This window comes from Streptococcus mitis, from assembly GCF_001579045.1.
Classification (GTDB): Bacteria; Bacillota; Bacilli; order Lactobacillales; family Streptococcaceae; genus Streptococcus; species Streptococcus mitis_D.
Genome location: NZ_KQ970261.1, coordinates 589,634 through 605,879 on the forward strand (window position 1 = coordinate 589,634; position 16,246 = coordinate 605,879).

A 16,246-nucleotide genomic window follows, 5' to 3' on the forward strand; every position below is an offset into this window, starting at 1 on the left:
TTCAGAAAGAGTGAGTAAATCATGCCTAAGAAAATCCTTGTTTTACATACGGGTGGGACTATTTCCATGCAGGCCGATGCTTCTGGCGCTGTTGTGACGAGTTCAGATAATCCCATGAATCATGTGTCTAACCCACTTGAAGGAATCCAAGTCCACGCCTTGGACTTTTTTAACCTGCCAAGCCCCCATATCAAACCCAAACATATGCTGGCCCTCTACCAAAAAATCAAAGAGGAAGCAGATAACTACGATGGAGTGGTGATCACACACGGGACCGATACTTTAGAGGAAACAGCCTATTTCCTTGATACCATGGAAGTTCCCCATATACCTATCGTTCTAACAGGTGCCATGCGCAGCTCCAACGAACTCGGAAGTGACGGTGTTTATAATTATTTGAGTGCTTTGCGGGTAGCTAGCGATGACAGGGCTGCGGACAAAGGGGTTTTGGTTGTTATGAACGATGAGATCCACGCTGCCAAGTATGTTACCAAAACACATACGACCAATGTCAGTACCTTCCAAACTCCTACTCACGGCCCCCTTGGTCTCATCATGAAACAGGAAATCCTCTACTTCAAAACAGCTGAACCTCGTGTTCGCTTTGACCTTGATCACATACAAGGCTTGGTACCTATCATCTCGGCTTATGCTGGTATGACAGATGAGCTGATTGATATGCTGGATTTGGAACAACTGGACGGTTTGATTATCCAAGCATTCGGAGCTGGTAATATTCCCAAAGAAACGGCTCAAAAATTAGAAAGCCTTCTGCAAAAAGGAATCCCAGTCGCTCTGGTTTCACGATGCTTTAACGGTATTGCCGAGCCTGTTTATGCCTACCAAGGTGGGGGCGTGCAGTTGCAAAAGGCAGGTGTCTTCTTTGTTAAAGAACTCAATGCCCAAAAAGCTCGCTTGAAACTCCTCATTGCCCTCAATGCCGGACTAACAGAACAGGCTTTGAAAGACTATATGGAAGGCTAAGTCTCTTCTCCAGAAAGCAAAATCAGGAAATCTTCACGATTCCCTGATTTTTTCTATTTCCGTTTTCGTGTTGAACGACGTTCTGTCAAACCATGAGGTAAGAGAACTTCACGTTCTTCCAACTCTTCCTTGTGCATAATCTTAGTCAACATACGCATGCTAATAGCACCCAGGTCATAAAGAGGTTGGGCGATAGTTGTCAAGTTTGGACGAGTAAAGCGTGAGACTTGCGAATCATCACTAGTAATGATTTCAAACTCTTCTGGTACTGATACACCCTTATCAGCAAGGCCGTTCAAGACTCCTGCTGCCAACTCATCACCTGTTACAACTGCTGCAGTTGCGTTTGATGAAATTAAGCGTTCTGCCAAGGCATAACCGTCTTCATAAGTGTATTTAGACTCAAATACCAATCCTTCGCTATAAGAAATACCTGCTTTTTTCAAGGCTTCCTTGTAGCCAACCAAACGAACCTTACCATTGATGTCATCCACTAATGGACCGCTTACGAAAGCAATGCGCTCATTTTCTTTAGCAAGGTAGGTTACTGCATCAATCGTTGCTTGTTTGTAGTCAATATTAACACTTGGAAGTTGATGTTCTACGTCCACTGTCCCTGCAAGAACAACTGGTGTCCGAGAACGAGAAAACTCTGAACGAATTTTTTCAGTCAAGTGGTACCCCATAAAAATGATACCATCCACTTGCTTAGAAAACAGTGTATTGACCACTGAAACTTCCTTGTCATCATCCTCATCACTATTAGCAAGGACGATATTGTACTTGTACATTTCAGCGATATCATCAATTCCTTTAGCAAGCGTTGAGAAATAGCCATTGGTAATATTTGGAATCACGACACCGACAGTGGTTGTCTTTTTACTTGCAAGACCACGCGCCACTGCATTTGGACGGTAATCCAAACGGTCAATCACCTCAAGCACTTTTTTTCGAGTATTCTCTTTTACATTCTTATTGCCATTGACTACACGGCTAACTGTCGCCATTGAAACTCCTGCTTCACGGGCGACATCATAAATCGTTACTGTATCGTCTGTATTCATTCCATTTCCTTTCTATATCATACCTCACGAAACTCCAAAAAAGAGACGGTATGAAAATTTCGTTTTCATGATTCTACTTATTCCATTTTATCACTATTTGTAAACACTTTCAAGCTTTTTTTGAAGATTGTTTGAAAAAATTTCATAGAAAACTATGTTTATGAAGAAAGAATCACCTTTTCTTGATTTTTAATCCTATTTGCTGTATGATAAGGGAAAAGAAAGGAGGCAAAGATATGGCTTTTACCAATACCCACATGCGATCGGCTAGTTTTGGCATTGTTACCAGCTTGCCTGATGATGTCATTGACTCTTTTTGGTATATTATTGACCACTTCTTAAAAAATGTCTTTGAATTGGAAGAAGAACTCGAGTTTCAATTGCTTAATAACCAAGGAAAAATTACCTTCCATTTTTCAAGTCAACACCTCCCTACAGCTATTGATTTTGACTTTAACCATCCTTTTGACCCTCTTTATCCGCCAAGAGTACTGGTTTTAGACATGGACGGTAGAGAAACTATCCTCCTCCCAGAAGAAAATGACCTATTTTAAAAACTCTAGCCTTCAGTTGCAAGTGACTGAAAACTAGAGTTTTTCTATTTTTTCAAAGCATTATACAAGTTACGGATCGGTTGCTTTAAGGTAGGATGGATAAAATGAGGTGCAATTTCCTGTAAGGACTCAAGGACAAAAAGGCGTTCCGCTATGTAAGGATGAGGCAAGATAAGGTCATCTGTATAAATGACCTGGTCCTCCACAAAGAGCAAGTCCAAATCAATCAAACGAGGTCCCCAATGCACTTCTCTCACCCGTCCCATCTCTGACTCAATAGCTAACAAGGTCTCTAATAGAACTGGGGCCGGCAACCAGGTTTCAACCTCAATTACTTGATTAGCAAAGATATCCTGCTCCACACCTCCCCAAGGCTCCGTCGTCAAGACACTGGACTCTTTGAGAATATGGATACCTCGATTTTGCATTTTCTCAATGGCTTGCTTCAAGTTGGCTGACTTATCCCCCATATTGCTTCCTAGGGCGATAAAGGCCCGCTGCTTGCGGCGATGAATGGTTACCGAGCAAGTATCTAGTGGCAAATGCACTGGCGCCCAAGGTTTTTTCAGTTCCAGCTGAATTTCTTGGACAAGAGGATAAGCCTCAAAAGTACGTTCCACCAGTTTATAAGCTACCGTTTCAATCAAATCTTCACTCGTTTCCTGAAACCAAGTCGTCCACTGCTGACACAGTTCTCCATAATGGACAGAAGCTGTCAAATCCAAGTCTGTAGCCGCCTTAGTCATATCATAGGATAGGATTGCGGAAATAACAAACTTCTGCCCCAATTCTTTCTCACTAGGAAAAAGACCATGATAAGCAAAAATTTCCAAATCCTTAATCTGCAGTTGATCCATAAGTAGTCCTTTCTAGAAAAATCCGCCCAAAGCGGATTCTTTTTATACTCAATGAAAATCAAAGTTCAAACTAGGAAGCTAGCTGCAGGCTGCTCAAAACACTGTTTTGAGGTTGCAGATGGAAGCTGACGTGGTTTGAAGAGATTTTCGAAGAGTATTATAGTCCCATTAAACGATAAGCCTGATCTCGGAGGTCCTTATCTGTTTCAAATAGACCACGAGCTACTGTCGTCAAGGTTGCAGTGCCTGGTTTTCTGACACCACGCATGCTCATACACATATGTTCCGCCTCAATGACAACAAAGGCTCCTTTAGCACCTAGATAGTCCATCAAGGCATCAGCTACTTCGATATTCAAACGTTCTTGAATTTGCGGCTTTTTCGAATAAACTTCAACCGTACGGGCTAGCTTAGACAAACCTGCCACACGACCATCTGGAATATAGGCAATATGCGCTCTACCATAAAATGGCAAGAAGTGGTGTTCACACATAGTATGGAAAAAGATATCCTTTTCTACAACCATATTATCGTCGATAATCTCAAAGGATTTTGACAAATGTTCCTCCGCTGTTTGACCAAGCCCTGAAAAAATCTCTTGGTACATACGTGCCACACGAGCAGGCGTTTCCTGCAAGCCCTCACGGTTAGCGTCCTCTCCGACAGCCTCGATAATCATTTTTACAGCTGTTTCAATCTTTTGTGTATCCATTTTCGTTCTTCCTCTCCATCAAATAGGCTCTCACTTGGCTCAAGAAATACAAGGAACCCGTGATAATCCTAACTGTTTGTTTCTCTTCTTTTTTATCTGTCAATTTCTGCTCTAGAAAATCCTGCCAACCTTGGTAGCTGAGATTTCTAGACTTAGCTGCCTCTTTCAGCACGCTTTCATCAGTCGCCCGACTATCGTCAAAATGTGTCAGAGTAAGCTCGGTATCTGGCATGACCCCCAGCAAGTCCAACATATCCTCCAAGGCCTTGGTTTTGATACAAGTAAAGAGGATTTCCTTATGATAATCCGCAAAGCGTTCTTGCAAGGTTGCTAATAAAGCCTTGATAGCATGGGGATTGTGGGCCCCATCCAAAATCATCAAGGGGTTCCTTGACATGACCTCCAGACGCCCCGGCCATCTTGTTTCTTCCAGAGCTTGAGCAATCAAGATATTAGCTGGTAGCTCTCGGCCATCCTCCTGACAAAAAGTATCGAGTAAAGCTATGGCCATCCCAGCATTCTCTATCTGGTGCAAACCAAGCAGGCCAGTCTGGAAACGACCTTGTCTGACAACACTTGTATAGTCAAAGACTTCGCCTGTAACCACACTCTTTTGATGGCTGACCTGATAATCTTTCCCATAGGCAAGTCTCGGCGCATCTTTCCCTTCCGCAATGCGGTCAATCACAGCCAAAGCTTCTGGAGCGATACGGCCTGTTACCAAGGGAATACCTTGTTTGATAATACCAGCCTTCTGCTCTGCTATAGCTTCCAAGGTATCACCAAGTAGGGCTACATGGTCCAGTCCAATAGTCGTGATACCTGTTAAAATGGGTTGGCAGACATTGGTACTATCCAAGAGTCCGCCCATACCCACTTCCATGATGGCCACATCTACTTGCTCTGAGGCAAAGTAATCATAGGCTATGGCTGTGATAATCTCAAACTCGGTTGTCCCCTGTAAATTAGCGGCCGCTTCTCCCTCCAGCAAAGACCGGTAATCCGCCATGAGGGCTTCTAGTCTCGCTTCTAGGATAGATGCCCCATTGATGCTAATCTGGTCTGTGTAATGAATGAGATAGGGGGAGCTGAAAACACCAACTCTCAGCCCTAGCTTTTCTAGCATATTTTTCAAAAAAGCAATGGTCGAACCCTTGCCATTGGTCCCTCCGATATGGATGACCTTGAGTTTGAGATGGGGATTGCCACGCAAAGCTAACAGTTCCACCATTCGTTCCAAACCAAAATGCGGCTGGTCCGCCCGGTAGTTAGCAATCCACTGATTATTTTCAATTTCTTTCATCTTATTTATATTGTTTTAAATCTAGATTTTCCGCTTCATCAGCCAGACGAATAGCAGAAGCAATTTCAACTGCCATCCTATGACTAGCTACGTCATGCACGCGCACCACTTCCACACCCTGTCTCGCAGCGATACTGGTTACATGAGCAGAAGCCGTATCTCGATTGCGGAAACCAAGTTCTGTCTCAGGATTGACTTCAAAACCATTTTCTTCAAGGATATTGATGACAAACCGCTTGCGCGACACTCCAAGAAAGATTGGATAGCCCTTCTGATGTAGTTTATCCAGATCCCGTAAAAGAAACAAATTTTCTTTCTTGGTCAGACCAAAGCCGATTCCTGGATCCAACAGGATATTTTCTGGTGCAATCCCAGCTTCCTCTGCTCTCGCTAGTGCTCGTTCAAAAAAAGTCTCCATCAACTCTTCGATTGGCAATTTTTCAAAGTCAGCTAACTCTTCCTCTGTAAAAGCTTGTCCAAAACCAAAATGAGGAAATATGAGCGAGCTAGGATGCTGAGGTCGCGCCATGACTGGATTAAACATAATGACTACTTTCGCTCCAGCATTTGCAACCACATGGGCCATTTTTTCATCACCCATGAAACCAGTGATATCATTGACTAGATTGGCACCAGCAGCCAAAGCAGCCTCTGCTACCTGACTCTTCCAAGTATCAATAGAGATGAGGACATCACTTTCCTTGCGAATCGCTTTAATCACTGGAACAACACGCTGGATTTCCTCTTCTATCTCTATCTCAACATAGCTACTGCCCGGCCGAGTCGATTCTCCGCCGATATCTAGCATGCTGGCTCCTTCTGCTATCAATTTACGAGCCTGCTGGAGTGCCTGCTCAAGAGCAAAAAATTGACCACCGTCCGAAAAGGAGTCTGGGGTTACATTGATAATTCCGCAAATAGCTGTCTTTGCATGATTGGCTTTACTTAACATATCGGTCACTCCCTCAAGGCTTTTCACCATATTATTTCTCTATTTTACCATAAAAAGAAAAAGATGTACACGATTGCATTCATCTTTTTCCCAGTAGAAACATGTAAGCAATTGTCAAAAATCTTAAACAGAAATCCCTAATGTCCGACTCAAAATCACCACGAGAGCCAGCAAACAGAAAGCAACCCCATTCACAATCATGTGAAGTAAGATAGACATTTCCAAACGTTGGGTCTTGTAAGCCGTCCAAGTTAGAACGATAGACATACCTCCATAAATCAATAAAGAAGGTAAATTACTTGGTTGATGCAATAAAGCAAACACAATCGTACCGACTACAAATCCCAAGTTCTCCTTACCTCGGAAAATCTTTTTAGGAACAATCCCACGGCACAAGATTTCCTCACAAATTGGAGCAAGCAAGGCCAACAAGAAGAAACTGGAAATCAGAGAACTATTCTGAACCATATCGTTAATCTGAGACTGATTCCCCGTTGTCGTCTCATTTGACAGTTGTAACAAGATAGAGCCAAGTATATTTGAACAGATAATAACTAAATAACTCAAGCCCAATCGTGCCAAATCCTTAGCTCTAAAAAAAGAAAAATTAAAACTTGCTAATTGCGTTTTACGAGCTCCAAAAATAAATAGGACCAACACTACAATTGAAATACCAGCAACTATCAGTCCTGACTGTAACAGTGGTACTTCATTTAAAGTTAAAATGGAAGTAACCGCTAAAGGAATCTGATATAAAATTGTCGCTAGCAAAAAGACCAAAATCCAGCCTGCACGATTCAACAATTCTTTCCATATACTTTTCTCTTCCATCATTCATCTCCTTTATATTAAAAAAGGGGGGAAATCCCCCTGGGTTATCCTATTATAGGGCCATGCTGATGTAGTTAAGGATAAACAAGGCATCCAAAATCCAAATCATGACGTGAACATCTTTAGCTTGACCTTTGACAAGCTTAGTCAAAGTGTAAGTCAAGAAACCAACTGCAATCCCTTGAGTGATAGAGTAGCTGAATCCCATAAAGATAGATGTGAAGAAAGCAGGAACCGCTTCAGACATATCGTCCCAATGGATATTTTTCAAGCTAGCCAACATCATAATCCCAACGATAATCAAGATTGGAGCTGTAGCGGCTGTTGGTACGATCGCTAGAAGTGGACTAAAGAAGCTTGAGATCGCAAAACAGATAGCTACAACCAAGGCTGTCAAACCAGTACGTCCACCTGCACCGATACCAGCAGCAGACTCAATATAAGTCGTTACGTTTGAAGTACCTGCGATGGCACCAATTGAAGTACCAATCAAGTCAGAGTAAAGAGCCTTGTCCAACTTAACTGATTGGTGATTTTCACCATTTGTCGCTACGATACCAACTTTTTCACCTGTACCGATCAAGGTACCAATTGTATCAAAAATATCTGTCAATGAGAAGGCAAGAATAGCCATCAGAGTTTCAGGTAAGCGAGCTGTATCTGAAATCAAAGCTCCCAAACCTTCTGAACCAAGAGCTGCACCAAAGACTGTCTTCAAGTCTTCAAAGGCTGCACCAACATGGTTATTAGCAAAATCGATACTAGACAAATCTACCAAACCAACTGCGATAGCAAGAACAGTTGTTGTCAAGATAGAAAGGATAATTCCCCCTTTAATCCCTTTAATAACAAAGAAGATAGTAATGGCAAGTCCTGCAAGAGCCACCAAAACAGCTGGATTATTAAAGCTGACCAAGCCTGGAACCGCTGAAGAGTTTGCTGCAATCGTTGCTTGGGATTTGTCAGCCCCTTCTCCTACAACAATATAGTTTCCTGGATCAATCGTGAATTTCAAAAGTCCAGCATTCTTAATCCCCACGTAGGCAAGAAAGACACCAATACCAGCTGAAATTGCTGAGCGAAGGGCATTTGGAATCGATTCAATGATCATTTTACGAACATTTGTCAAGGTAATAATCAATGAGATGACCCCACAGATGAAGACCATAGCTAGAGCTTCTTGCCAAGAATAACCGAGTCCAAATACAACTGTAAAGGTAAAGAAGGCATTGAGTCCCATACCTGGTGCTTGGGCGTAAGGTAAGTTAGCGTAGAAGGCCATCATCAAGGTACCAGCAACTGCACCGATAATCGTTGCGAGGAATACACCCTGAGCAGGCATTCCTGTTTGCGAAAGAATTTGTGGGTTTACAAAGAGAATATAGCTCATTGCAAAGAAAGTTGTTAAACCAGCGAGAACCTCTGTACGAACGTCTGTACCGTTCTCTTTTAGTTTAAATAATTTGTCCATTATCAATCTCCTTTTAATTTTTACGAACAATAATAGAATTATATCATTTATCATTCACTTTTTCAATATCTTTGTTTGATTTATTTAAGAATTTGATGAAATTTCATTTTTTGTTTGGAATCTGCTTTTCTGCCTGCTTTCTGTTATAATAGTAGACATCTTATCTGAAAAGACACTAGAAAGGTCCCTATGACGAAAAAAATTATTGCAGTTGACCTGGATGGAACCCTGCTCAACTCGGACAGTAAAATTTCTGACTTTACCAAAGAAACCATTAAAAAAGTTGCTGAAAAAGGCCACCAGATTATTATTACGACCGGTCGCCCTTACCGAATGTCAAAAGATTTCTACCGTGAACTTAGCTTAGACACTCCTATGATTAATTTCAACGGCTCCCTTACTCATTTACCAGACCAAGTTTGGGATTTTGAAAAGTGTCTAACTGTAGACAAAAAATATCTGCTAGACATGGTTCGACGTTCAGAGGATATTCAAGCCGATTTTATCGCTGGAGAATATCGTAAAAAATTCTACATTACAAATCCTAATGAAGAAATTGCCAATCCCAAACTATTTGGCGTAGAAGCTTTCCAGCCTGAAAATCAATTTCAGCCTGAATTGGTGACCAAGAACCCTAACTGTATTCTCTTGCAGACCAGAGCCAGCGACAAATATGCCTTGGCAAAAGAAATGAACGCCTTCTACCAGCATCAACTGTCTATCAATACCTGGGGAGGTCCGCTCAATATCCTTGAGTGTACACCCAAAAGAGTCAATAAGGCCTTTGCCTTAGACTACTTGCTCAAGGTAATGAACCGTGACAAAAAAGATTTGATTGCCTTTGGAGATGAGCACAACGATACCGAAATGCTCGCTTTTGCTGGAAAGGGCTATGCCATGAAAAATGCCAACCCAGAGCTACTCCCTTATGCAGATGAGCAAATTTCCCTGACCAACGACCAAGATGGGGTTGCCAAAACCCTGCAAGACTTATTCTTATAGTCCCTACTGACCAGCTTGCAAGCTGGTCTTTGTGCTCTTTTCACAGTCTCATCAACCAGTTAATCGATTGTTCTACTTTTTGCCTCCAAAACCTTGGAAAAGGCTTTCTTTTGTGATATACTTCACATATAAATACAAGAGAGCTCGTCATACTCGACCCTGTTGACACAAAATCAATCCAGTCCTGTTTCTCCTGCTCTCAGTTAATATCAAGGAGGATAGCTATGAAAGCTGTTGTTGTAAATCCAGAAAGCACTGGTGTTGCTATTGAAGAAAAAGTACTCCGTCCACTTGAAACTGGGGAAGCACTCGTAGAAATTGAATACTGTGGTGTTTGCCACACTGACCTTCACGTTGCCCATGGTGACTTTGGTCAAGTACCAGGACGTGTCCTAGGTCACGAAGGTGTTGGTATCGTTAAAGAAATTGCTCCAGATGTAAAAAGCCTTAAAGTCGGCGACCGCGTCAGCGTTGCTTGGTTCTTTGAAGGATGTGGCACTTGCGAATACTGTACTACTGGCCGTGAAACTCTTTGCCGTACAGTGAAAAATGCCGGCTACTCAGTAGATGGTGGTATGGCTGAACAATGTATTGTAACTGCAGACTATGCTGTCAAAGTTCCTGACGGACTTGATCCAGCCCAAGCTTCTTCTATCACATGTGCTGGTGTAACAACCTATAAAGCTATTAAAGAGGCCAAAGTTGAACCAGGCCAATGGGTTGTTCTTTACGGTGCTGGTGGACTTGGTAATCTCGCAGTTCAATATGCTAAAAAAGTATTCAATGCTCATGTCATCGCAGTTGATATCAACAATGACAAACTTGCCCTTGCAAAAGAAGTAGGTGCTGACATTGTGATTAACGGCCTCGAAGTCGACGATGTACCTGGACTCATCAAGGAAAAAACTGATGGAGGGGCTCATTCAGCTGTCGTAACTGCTGTATCTAAAGTTGCCTTCAACCAAGCTGTTGACTCAGTTCGTGCTGGTGGTCGTGTCGTCGCAGTTGGTCTTCCTTCTGAAATGATGGAACTCAGCATTGTGAAAACCGTTCTAGATGGAATCCAAGTTATCGGTTCTCTTGTAGGAACTCGTAAAGACTTGGAAGAGGCCTTCCAATTCGGCGCAGAAGGTTTGGTAGTCCCAGTTGTCCAAAAGCGTCCAGTAGAAGATGCGGTAGCTGTTTTCGACGAAATGGAAAAAGGTCAAATCCAAGGACGTATGGTACTCGACTTCACCCACTAATTTAATAAAAACCTATTTTAAAAGTTGGAAGCTTCTTCCAACTTTTTTATATTAAATTTTTAAATATGGACTCTAGATTACCTTTCGAAAACTTAATATATCAACATCTTCAAAGGTAACCTTTTTAATTTTTTATGATAAATAGTTGCTTTTTACATGAAAACGGTTTATACTTATTTAGTCTTAAAGTTTTCTTAAATGAAGACTGAAACAACAAAAAGGAGGAATGACAATAATGAGTATCGGAATCATTATTGCGAGCCACGGCGAATTTGCTGCGGGTATTCATCAGTCAGGATCTATGATCTTTGGTGAACAAGAAAAGGTTCAAGTTGTAACCTTTATGCCAAATGAAGGTCCAGATGACCTATATGCTAAATTTAACAACGCTGTGGCTGCATTTGACGCAGAAGATGAGGTGCTAGTTTTGGCTGACCTTTGGAGTGGTTCTCCATTCAACCAAGCTAGTCGCGTGATGGGAGAAAATCCTGATCGTAAGTTTGCCATCATCACAGGACTTAACTTACCGATGTTAATCCAAGCCTATACAGAGCGCCTCATGGACGCTACAGCAGGTGTGGAAAAAGTCGCTGCGAATATTATCAAAGAAGCCAAAGATGGCATCAAAGCTCTTCCAGAAGAGTTAAATCCAGTTGAAGAAGTTGCAAGTGCTGCAGCTGCTCCAGTTGCCCAAGCTGCTATCCCAGAAGGAACTGTTATCGGTGATGGTAAACTGAAAATCAATCTTGCCCGTCTAGACACTCGTTTACTTCACGGTCAGGTTGCCACTGCTTGGACTCCAGATTCAAAAGCAGATCGTATCATCGTTGCTTCAGATAACGTTGCAAGCGACGACCTTCGTAAAGAATTGATTAAACAAGCAGCTCCAAATAATGTCAGAGCCAATGTGGTTCCAATTCAAAAATTGATCGAGGTTTCAAAAGACCCACGCTTTGGAGAAACACATGCCCTTATCTTGTTTGAAACACCTCAAGATGCCCTTCGTGCAATCGAAGGTGGCGTTCCAATCAAGACCCTTAACGTAGGATCAATGGCTCACTCAACAGGTAAAACAATGGTCAACAACGTTTTGTCTATGGACAAAGATGACGTTGCTACATTTGAAAAAATGCGTGACCTCGGTGTTGAATTTGACGTACGTAAAGTACCAAACGACACCAAAAAAGATTTGTTTGACTTGATTAACAAAGCCAACGTTCAATAATAGAAATCAATAACTATCGAAGAATTATAAGAAAATATTTCACTTTATTATCATTAAATAGAAAAGGAATAAAACCATGTCAGATATTTCAATTATTTCTGCTGTCTTGGTTGTAGTTGTTGCCTTCCTTGCAGGTCTTGAAGGTATCCTCGACCAATTCCAATTCCATCAACCAATCGTCGCATGTACACTTATCGGACTTGCAACTGGTAACCTCGAAGCAGGGGTTATGCTTGGTGGTTCACTTCAAATGATTGCCCTTGGTTGGGCAAATATCGGAGCTGCCGTAGCTCCTGACGCTGCTCTTGCATCTGTTGCTGCAGCAATCATCTTGATCAAAGGTGGTAACTTTACTACTGAAGGTATCGCCGTTGCAACAGCAACAGCTATCCCTCTTGCCGTAGCTGGACTTTTCCTAACTATGATTGTTCGTACAATCTCAGTTGGTTTGGTTCACACTGCAGATGCTGCTGCTAAAGAAGGAAATATTGCAGCTGTTGAACGTGCTCACTTTATCGCACTTCTTCTTCAAGGTCTTCGTATTGCTATCCCTGCAGCCTTCCTTATCGCTATCCCAGCTTCTGCCGTTCAAGATGCTCTTAAATTGATGCCAGACTGGTTGAACGGTGGTATGGCTGTCGGTGGTGCTATGGTCGTTGCCGTTGGTTACGCTATGGTTATCAACATGATGGCAACTCGTGAAGTATGGCCATTCTTCGCACTCGGTTTTGCTTTTGCTGCCATTTCTCAATTGACTTTGATTGCCCTTGGTGTAATCGGTGTTGCCCTTGCCTTCATCTACCTTAACCTTTCAAAACAAGGTGGTAACGGTGGCGGAGGAGCTACAACTTCTAACGACCCAATCGGTGATATCCTAGAAGACTACTAGAAAGGGGAACAATCATGACTGAAAAACTTCAATTATCAAAATCAGATCGTAAAAAAGTTTGGTGGCGTTCACAATTCCTTCAAGGTTCTTGGAACTACGAGCGTATGCAAAACTTGGGTTGGACTTATTCATTAATCCCAGCTATCAAAAAATTGTACACTACTAAAGAAGACCAAGCTGCTGCTCTTGAGCGCCACCTTGAGTTCTTTAACACTCACCCATACGTAGCTGCTCCAATCATGGGGGTTACTCTTGCACTTGAAGAAGAACGTGCGAACGGTGTTGAAATCGACGACGCTGCTATCCAAGGGGTTAAAATCGGTATGATGGGACCTCTTGCTGGTATCGGTGACCCAGTATTCTGGTTTACAGTTCGTCCTATCCTTGGAGCTCTTGGTGCATCACTTGCTGCATCTGGTAACTTAGTTGGTCCACTTCTCTTCTTCTTCGGATGGAACGCTATCCGTATGGCCTTCCTATGGTACACACAAGAGTTTGGTTACAAAGCTGGATCTGAAATCACTAAAGACATGTCTGGTGGTATCTTGAAAGACATCACTAAAGGTGCTTCTATCCTTGGTATGTTCATTCTTGCCGTTCTTGTACAACGTTGGGTATCGATTAACTTTACTGTTAACCTTCCAGGTAAACAACTGGCTGAAGGTGCCTACATCAACTTCCCAGAAGGAGCTGTATCAGGTGCTGAATTGAAAGGTATCCTTGGTCAAGCACTTGGTGGATTGAGCCTAGATAAGATTCAACCACAAACCCTTCAAGGACAGTTGAACTCATTGATTCCAGGATTGATGGGACTTCTCCTTACTTTCCTTTGCATGTGGTTGCTTAAGAAAAAAGTATCACCAATCTCAATCATCCTTGCACTCTTTGCAGTAGGTATCGCAGCTCGTTTCTTCGGTATCATGTAATCTTGGTGAGAATGTACAAACAAAAAAAGAATCAGGTTTATCACCTGATTCTTTTGGCTCTTTGTCAAATAGTGTTGATGAAGAACCTAATGAAAAAAGAATCCAACAAAAATTGGACTACCTGTCTCCGGTTGAATACCGAAGACGGTAGCCCTAGGGTGTTTTTATTAAATTCTCACTTTTTGGGGTCAGTCCCTAAGCCTGATAGTAATTTTTTGTTCATACTATTCCCCTTTAGTCATTTACTACTTTAAGTTGCATTGCTTTAGCTACTTCTTCTGCCTTTGATCCCTTAGGTGTATGGATTTCTACATCTGGGTTACAGTTATCCACAAAATAGAAGTATTCTGTAATTTCTGTTACACTTGCTGGAATTGTAATAGATTTAATTGATGATGTCCCCCAAAATACTAATGTTCCAATACTCTTTGTTCCTTCTGGGAATACAACTGATTCTAATGAACTATCAGAGTTGAAAACATCATCTTCTACTGTTTCTATTGACTTACCAAAGTGGACATACTTTAACTTATTGTCAATCGTAAACGCACCTTTTCCAATATATCGTACTGTATCTGGTAAAACGATTGCCTCACAATGTTTCAAGTTCGCAAGACCACGTTCTCCAATTGCGATAACAGGTTTACCTTTAATTTCCTTTGGTACACGAACAACCTTATCGTCAGAAGTACAACTATAGATGACATAACCTTCTTCCCATAAATATACGCATGTTAATATATTAATATATTTAAGGATTTATAACTATAGTTCCTTAATTTTCCCAGTAAAAAAACGAAAGGCACCACAAGTTATTTATGTGTTTTCTTTAAACGATTCATGTACTTCTGTCGCAACTTCTCACCCGCCTTTAATTGCGGTTGCGATAGATTGAGGACCTAAATATGCATCCCCTGTTATTAGTTCATTTCTATTGTATTCTGATGTTGACCGAAAGTCAAATTTTTACCTTTCATCTAGAACACTAAAGTCTACTTTTGTTCAATTGCTGCAACGACAAGGTCACATGGAATAATATGTTCACTACCTGCCACTTCATGCGTTGATCTTCTTCCACTTTCATCTGATTCACCAAGTTCCATTGTAATAACCTTTACACCAGTTACTTTCCCACTCTCATCACGCAATACTTCTTTAATATTCTCTAAGAAATGGAATGTAACACCTTCATTGTGTGCATCTTTGATTTGTAGTGTAGCTTCTAGTATATTGTTCATATGGTCATCATTCTTTTGTTTTAGGTTTCAGCGCTTTTAATATAATGGATGTTGGCCTTTTTGTATACACTAAAATAGGGTTGGTGGAAAATTTCCATCAACCCTAAAAATTATAGAACCACACAAAACCCTGACCAGAGATGGCCAGGGTTTTGTATTTCAAAAATTATTCTGTAAATTCTATAGTTACTTTTACTTCAGAATCCATTGAAGAAAATATTGTTTTATAATAATTGATTGCAGATTCTTTAATTTCACTCTTAAATTTATCTAAATACTCTGCTTGTTTATCACTAGAAAGTTGGTTAGCGACCAATTTCCCAGTATCAATATCTTCTGTAGTTCCACTTAATAACTCTCCATGACTATCATATAAATCATAAGGATTATCTTTTGAAAGTTCAACACCAATTACTTCCAATTTTGGAACAATAACCTTATATTCTTTTTCGCTTATTTGTTCAACCTTTACACTACTTTTAATTCCAAATTTAGCTTTATAATTTAAAATTACTAATGCTGCTTTTTTAGAGAACGGCACATCAAACCCAAAAACTTGAGTTGTTTTTGTTTCAGAAATAATTTCATTAATTCCCGCATTCAAAAATACAACTTCATTCACTTTTTCAATACTTTCGATATTAATTGACGATTTGACTTCTGATTTATGTTCCTTAGGTAAGAAAAATAGCACTCCAATAGCTATAATAGCTATTAATACCACATTCAATAGTACACTAAACATATTAACTTTCTTCTTTAATATAGACAAGATAAAAAAACCTCACTTTAAATAATCTATCTAAATTTTACACATTCTAAAGAAAATAGTCAATATTTTTTCGTACTATCTTCTAAAATTAATTGTGCCTATTAAAAATGAAATTAGTTTGTTGCATTTGATTATATTTTTTGAACACCAAATCCATTTAAAATTGAGTGCTATTTTGAGCACTAAAAAAGGGCTCTTTGTCAAATAGTGTTGATGAAGAAA

The 16,246-nt window shown here is 40.9% G+C and carries 17 protein-coding genes; 7 read left to right on the forward strand and 10 right to left on the reverse strand.

All coding sequences use genetic code 11. The features are described 5' to 3' along the window. Positions 1-21: 21 nt before the first annotated feature. Complete coding sequence (locus SMIDD28_RS02680; RefSeq protein ID WP_061424492.1) at positions 22-984, forward strand: asparaginase; 963 nt, start codon at positions 22-24, stop codon at positions 982-984. Positions 985-1,037: 53 nt separating this feature from the next. Here the strand turns inward: SMIDD28_RS02680 and ccpA are convergent, their stop codons facing one another. Further along, positions 1,038-2,048, reverse strand: coding sequence for a catabolite control protein A (gene ccpA, locus SMIDD28_RS02685; RefSeq protein WP_001090628.1), 1,011 nt, complete (start codon positions 2,046-2,048; stop codon positions 1,038-1,040). Positions 2,049-2,284: 236 nt separating this feature from the next. On the opposite strand from ccpA, the gene SMIDD28_RS02690 reads away from it, so the two are divergent. Continuing rightward, entirely contained in the window at positions 2,285-2,602 is a 318-nt protein-coding gene (locus SMIDD28_RS02690) for a DUF960 domain-containing protein (protein WP_000886035.1), read from the forward strand. Between the two features lie 44 nt (positions 2,603-2,646). On the opposite strand, the gene folB is transcribed toward SMIDD28_RS02690, so the two are convergent. The 6 genes from folB to SMIDD28_RS02720 form a co-directional block, all read right to left on the reverse strand. Then, positions 2,647-3,459 carry a dihydroneopterin aldolase gene (gene folB, locus SMIDD28_RS02695; protein WP_061424494.1) on the reverse strand — a complete coding sequence of 271 codons (813 nt, stop codon included), beginning with the start codon at positions 3,457-3,459 and terminating at the stop codon, positions 2,647-2,649. 157 nt (positions 3,460-3,616) lie between these two features. After that, positions 3,617-4,171 (reverse strand): GTP cyclohydrolase I FolE, encoded by a 555-nt coding sequence (gene folE / locus SMIDD28_RS02700; protein WP_000380931.1) that lies wholly within the window; start codon positions 4,169-4,171, stop codon positions 3,617-3,619. Continuing rightward, a complete protein-coding gene (locus tag SMIDD28_RS02705) occupies positions 4,152-5,474 on the reverse strand; it encodes a bifunctional folylpolyglutamate synthase/dihydrofolate synthase (protein WP_061424496.1) in 1,323 nt (440 codons plus the stop codon). The genes folE and SMIDD28_RS02705 overlap by 20 nt, the downstream gene beginning before the upstream one ends. A gap of 1 nt (position 5,475) precedes the next feature. Then, positions 5,476-6,456, reverse strand: coding sequence for a dihydropteroate synthase (folP, locus tag SMIDD28_RS02710; RefSeq protein ID WP_061424498.1), 981 nt, complete (start codon positions 6,454-6,456; stop codon positions 5,476-5,478). Positions 6,457-6,549: 93 nt separating this feature from the next. Further along, positions 6,550-7,257: a CPBP family intramembrane glutamic endopeptidase gene (locus SMIDD28_RS02715; protein WP_061424500.1), complete on the reverse strand. Its 708-nt coding sequence runs from the start codon at positions 7,255-7,257 to the stop codon at positions 6,550-6,552. 52 nt (positions 7,258-7,309) lie between these two features. Next, entirely contained in the window at positions 7,310-8,728 is a 1,419-nt protein-coding gene (locus SMIDD28_RS02720) for an NCS2 family permease (RefSeq protein WP_050084056.1), read from the reverse strand. Between the two features lie 189 nt (positions 8,729-8,917). On the opposite strand from SMIDD28_RS02720, the gene SMIDD28_RS02725 reads away from it, so the two are divergent. The 5 genes from SMIDD28_RS02725 to SMIDD28_RS02745 all read left to right on the forward strand — a co-directional run bounded on the left by SMIDD28_RS02725 (position 8,918) and on the right by SMIDD28_RS02745 (position 14,014). Further along, positions 8,918-9,730 (forward strand): Cof-type HAD-IIB family hydrolase, encoded by an 813-nt coding sequence (locus SMIDD28_RS02725; RefSeq protein WP_061424502.1) that lies wholly within the window; start codon positions 8,918-8,920, stop codon positions 9,728-9,730. Between the two features lie 224 nt (positions 9,731-9,954). Continuing rightward, positions 9,955-10,974, forward strand: coding sequence for an alcohol dehydrogenase AdhP (gene adhP, locus SMIDD28_RS02730; protein ID WP_061424503.1), 1,020 nt, complete (start codon positions 9,955-9,957; stop codon positions 10,972-10,974). 235 nt (positions 10,975-11,209) lie between these two features. Next, positions 11,210-12,199: a PTS sugar transporter subunit IIB gene (locus SMIDD28_RS02735; protein WP_061424504.1), complete on the forward strand. Its 990-nt coding sequence runs from the start codon at positions 11,210-11,212 to the stop codon at positions 12,197-12,199. Between the two features lie 76 nt (positions 12,200-12,275). After that, a complete protein-coding gene (locus SMIDD28_RS02740) occupies positions 12,276-13,088 on the forward strand; it encodes a PTS mannose/fructose/sorbose transporter subunit IIC (protein WP_061424505.1) in 813 nt (270 codons plus the stop codon). A gap of 14 nt (positions 13,089-13,102) precedes the next feature. After that, the gene (locus SMIDD28_RS02745; RefSeq protein ID WP_061424506.1) at positions 13,103-14,014 is read left to right on the forward strand and encodes a PTS system mannose/fructose/sorbose family transporter subunit IID; all 912 of its coding nucleotides are present in this window, start codon (positions 13,103-13,105) and stop codon (positions 14,012-14,014) included. Positions 14,015-14,248: 234 nt separating this feature from the next. On the opposite strand, the gene SMIDD28_RS02750 is transcribed toward SMIDD28_RS02745, so the two are convergent. The 3 genes from SMIDD28_RS02750 to SMIDD28_RS02760 form a co-directional block, all read right to left on the reverse strand. Beyond that, a complete protein-coding gene (locus tag SMIDD28_RS02750; RefSeq protein WP_223339927.1) occupies positions 14,249-14,668 on the reverse strand; it encodes a leucine-rich repeat domain-containing protein in 420 nt (139 codons plus the stop codon). A gap of 338 nt (positions 14,669-15,006) precedes the next feature. Further along, positions 15,007-15,252, reverse strand: a complete 246-nt coding sequence (locus tag SMIDD28_RS02755; RefSeq protein ID WP_004238875.1) for a hypothetical protein — start codon at positions 15,250-15,252, stop codon at positions 15,007-15,009. Positions 15,253-15,418: 166 nt separating this feature from the next. Continuing rightward, positions 15,419-15,997 carry a DUF4230 domain-containing protein gene (locus tag SMIDD28_RS02760; RefSeq protein ID WP_000493216.1) on the reverse strand — a complete coding sequence of 193 codons (579 nt, stop codon included), beginning with the start codon at positions 15,995-15,997 and terminating at the stop codon, positions 15,419-15,421. Between the last annotated feature and the right edge of the window lie 249 nt (positions 15,998-16,246).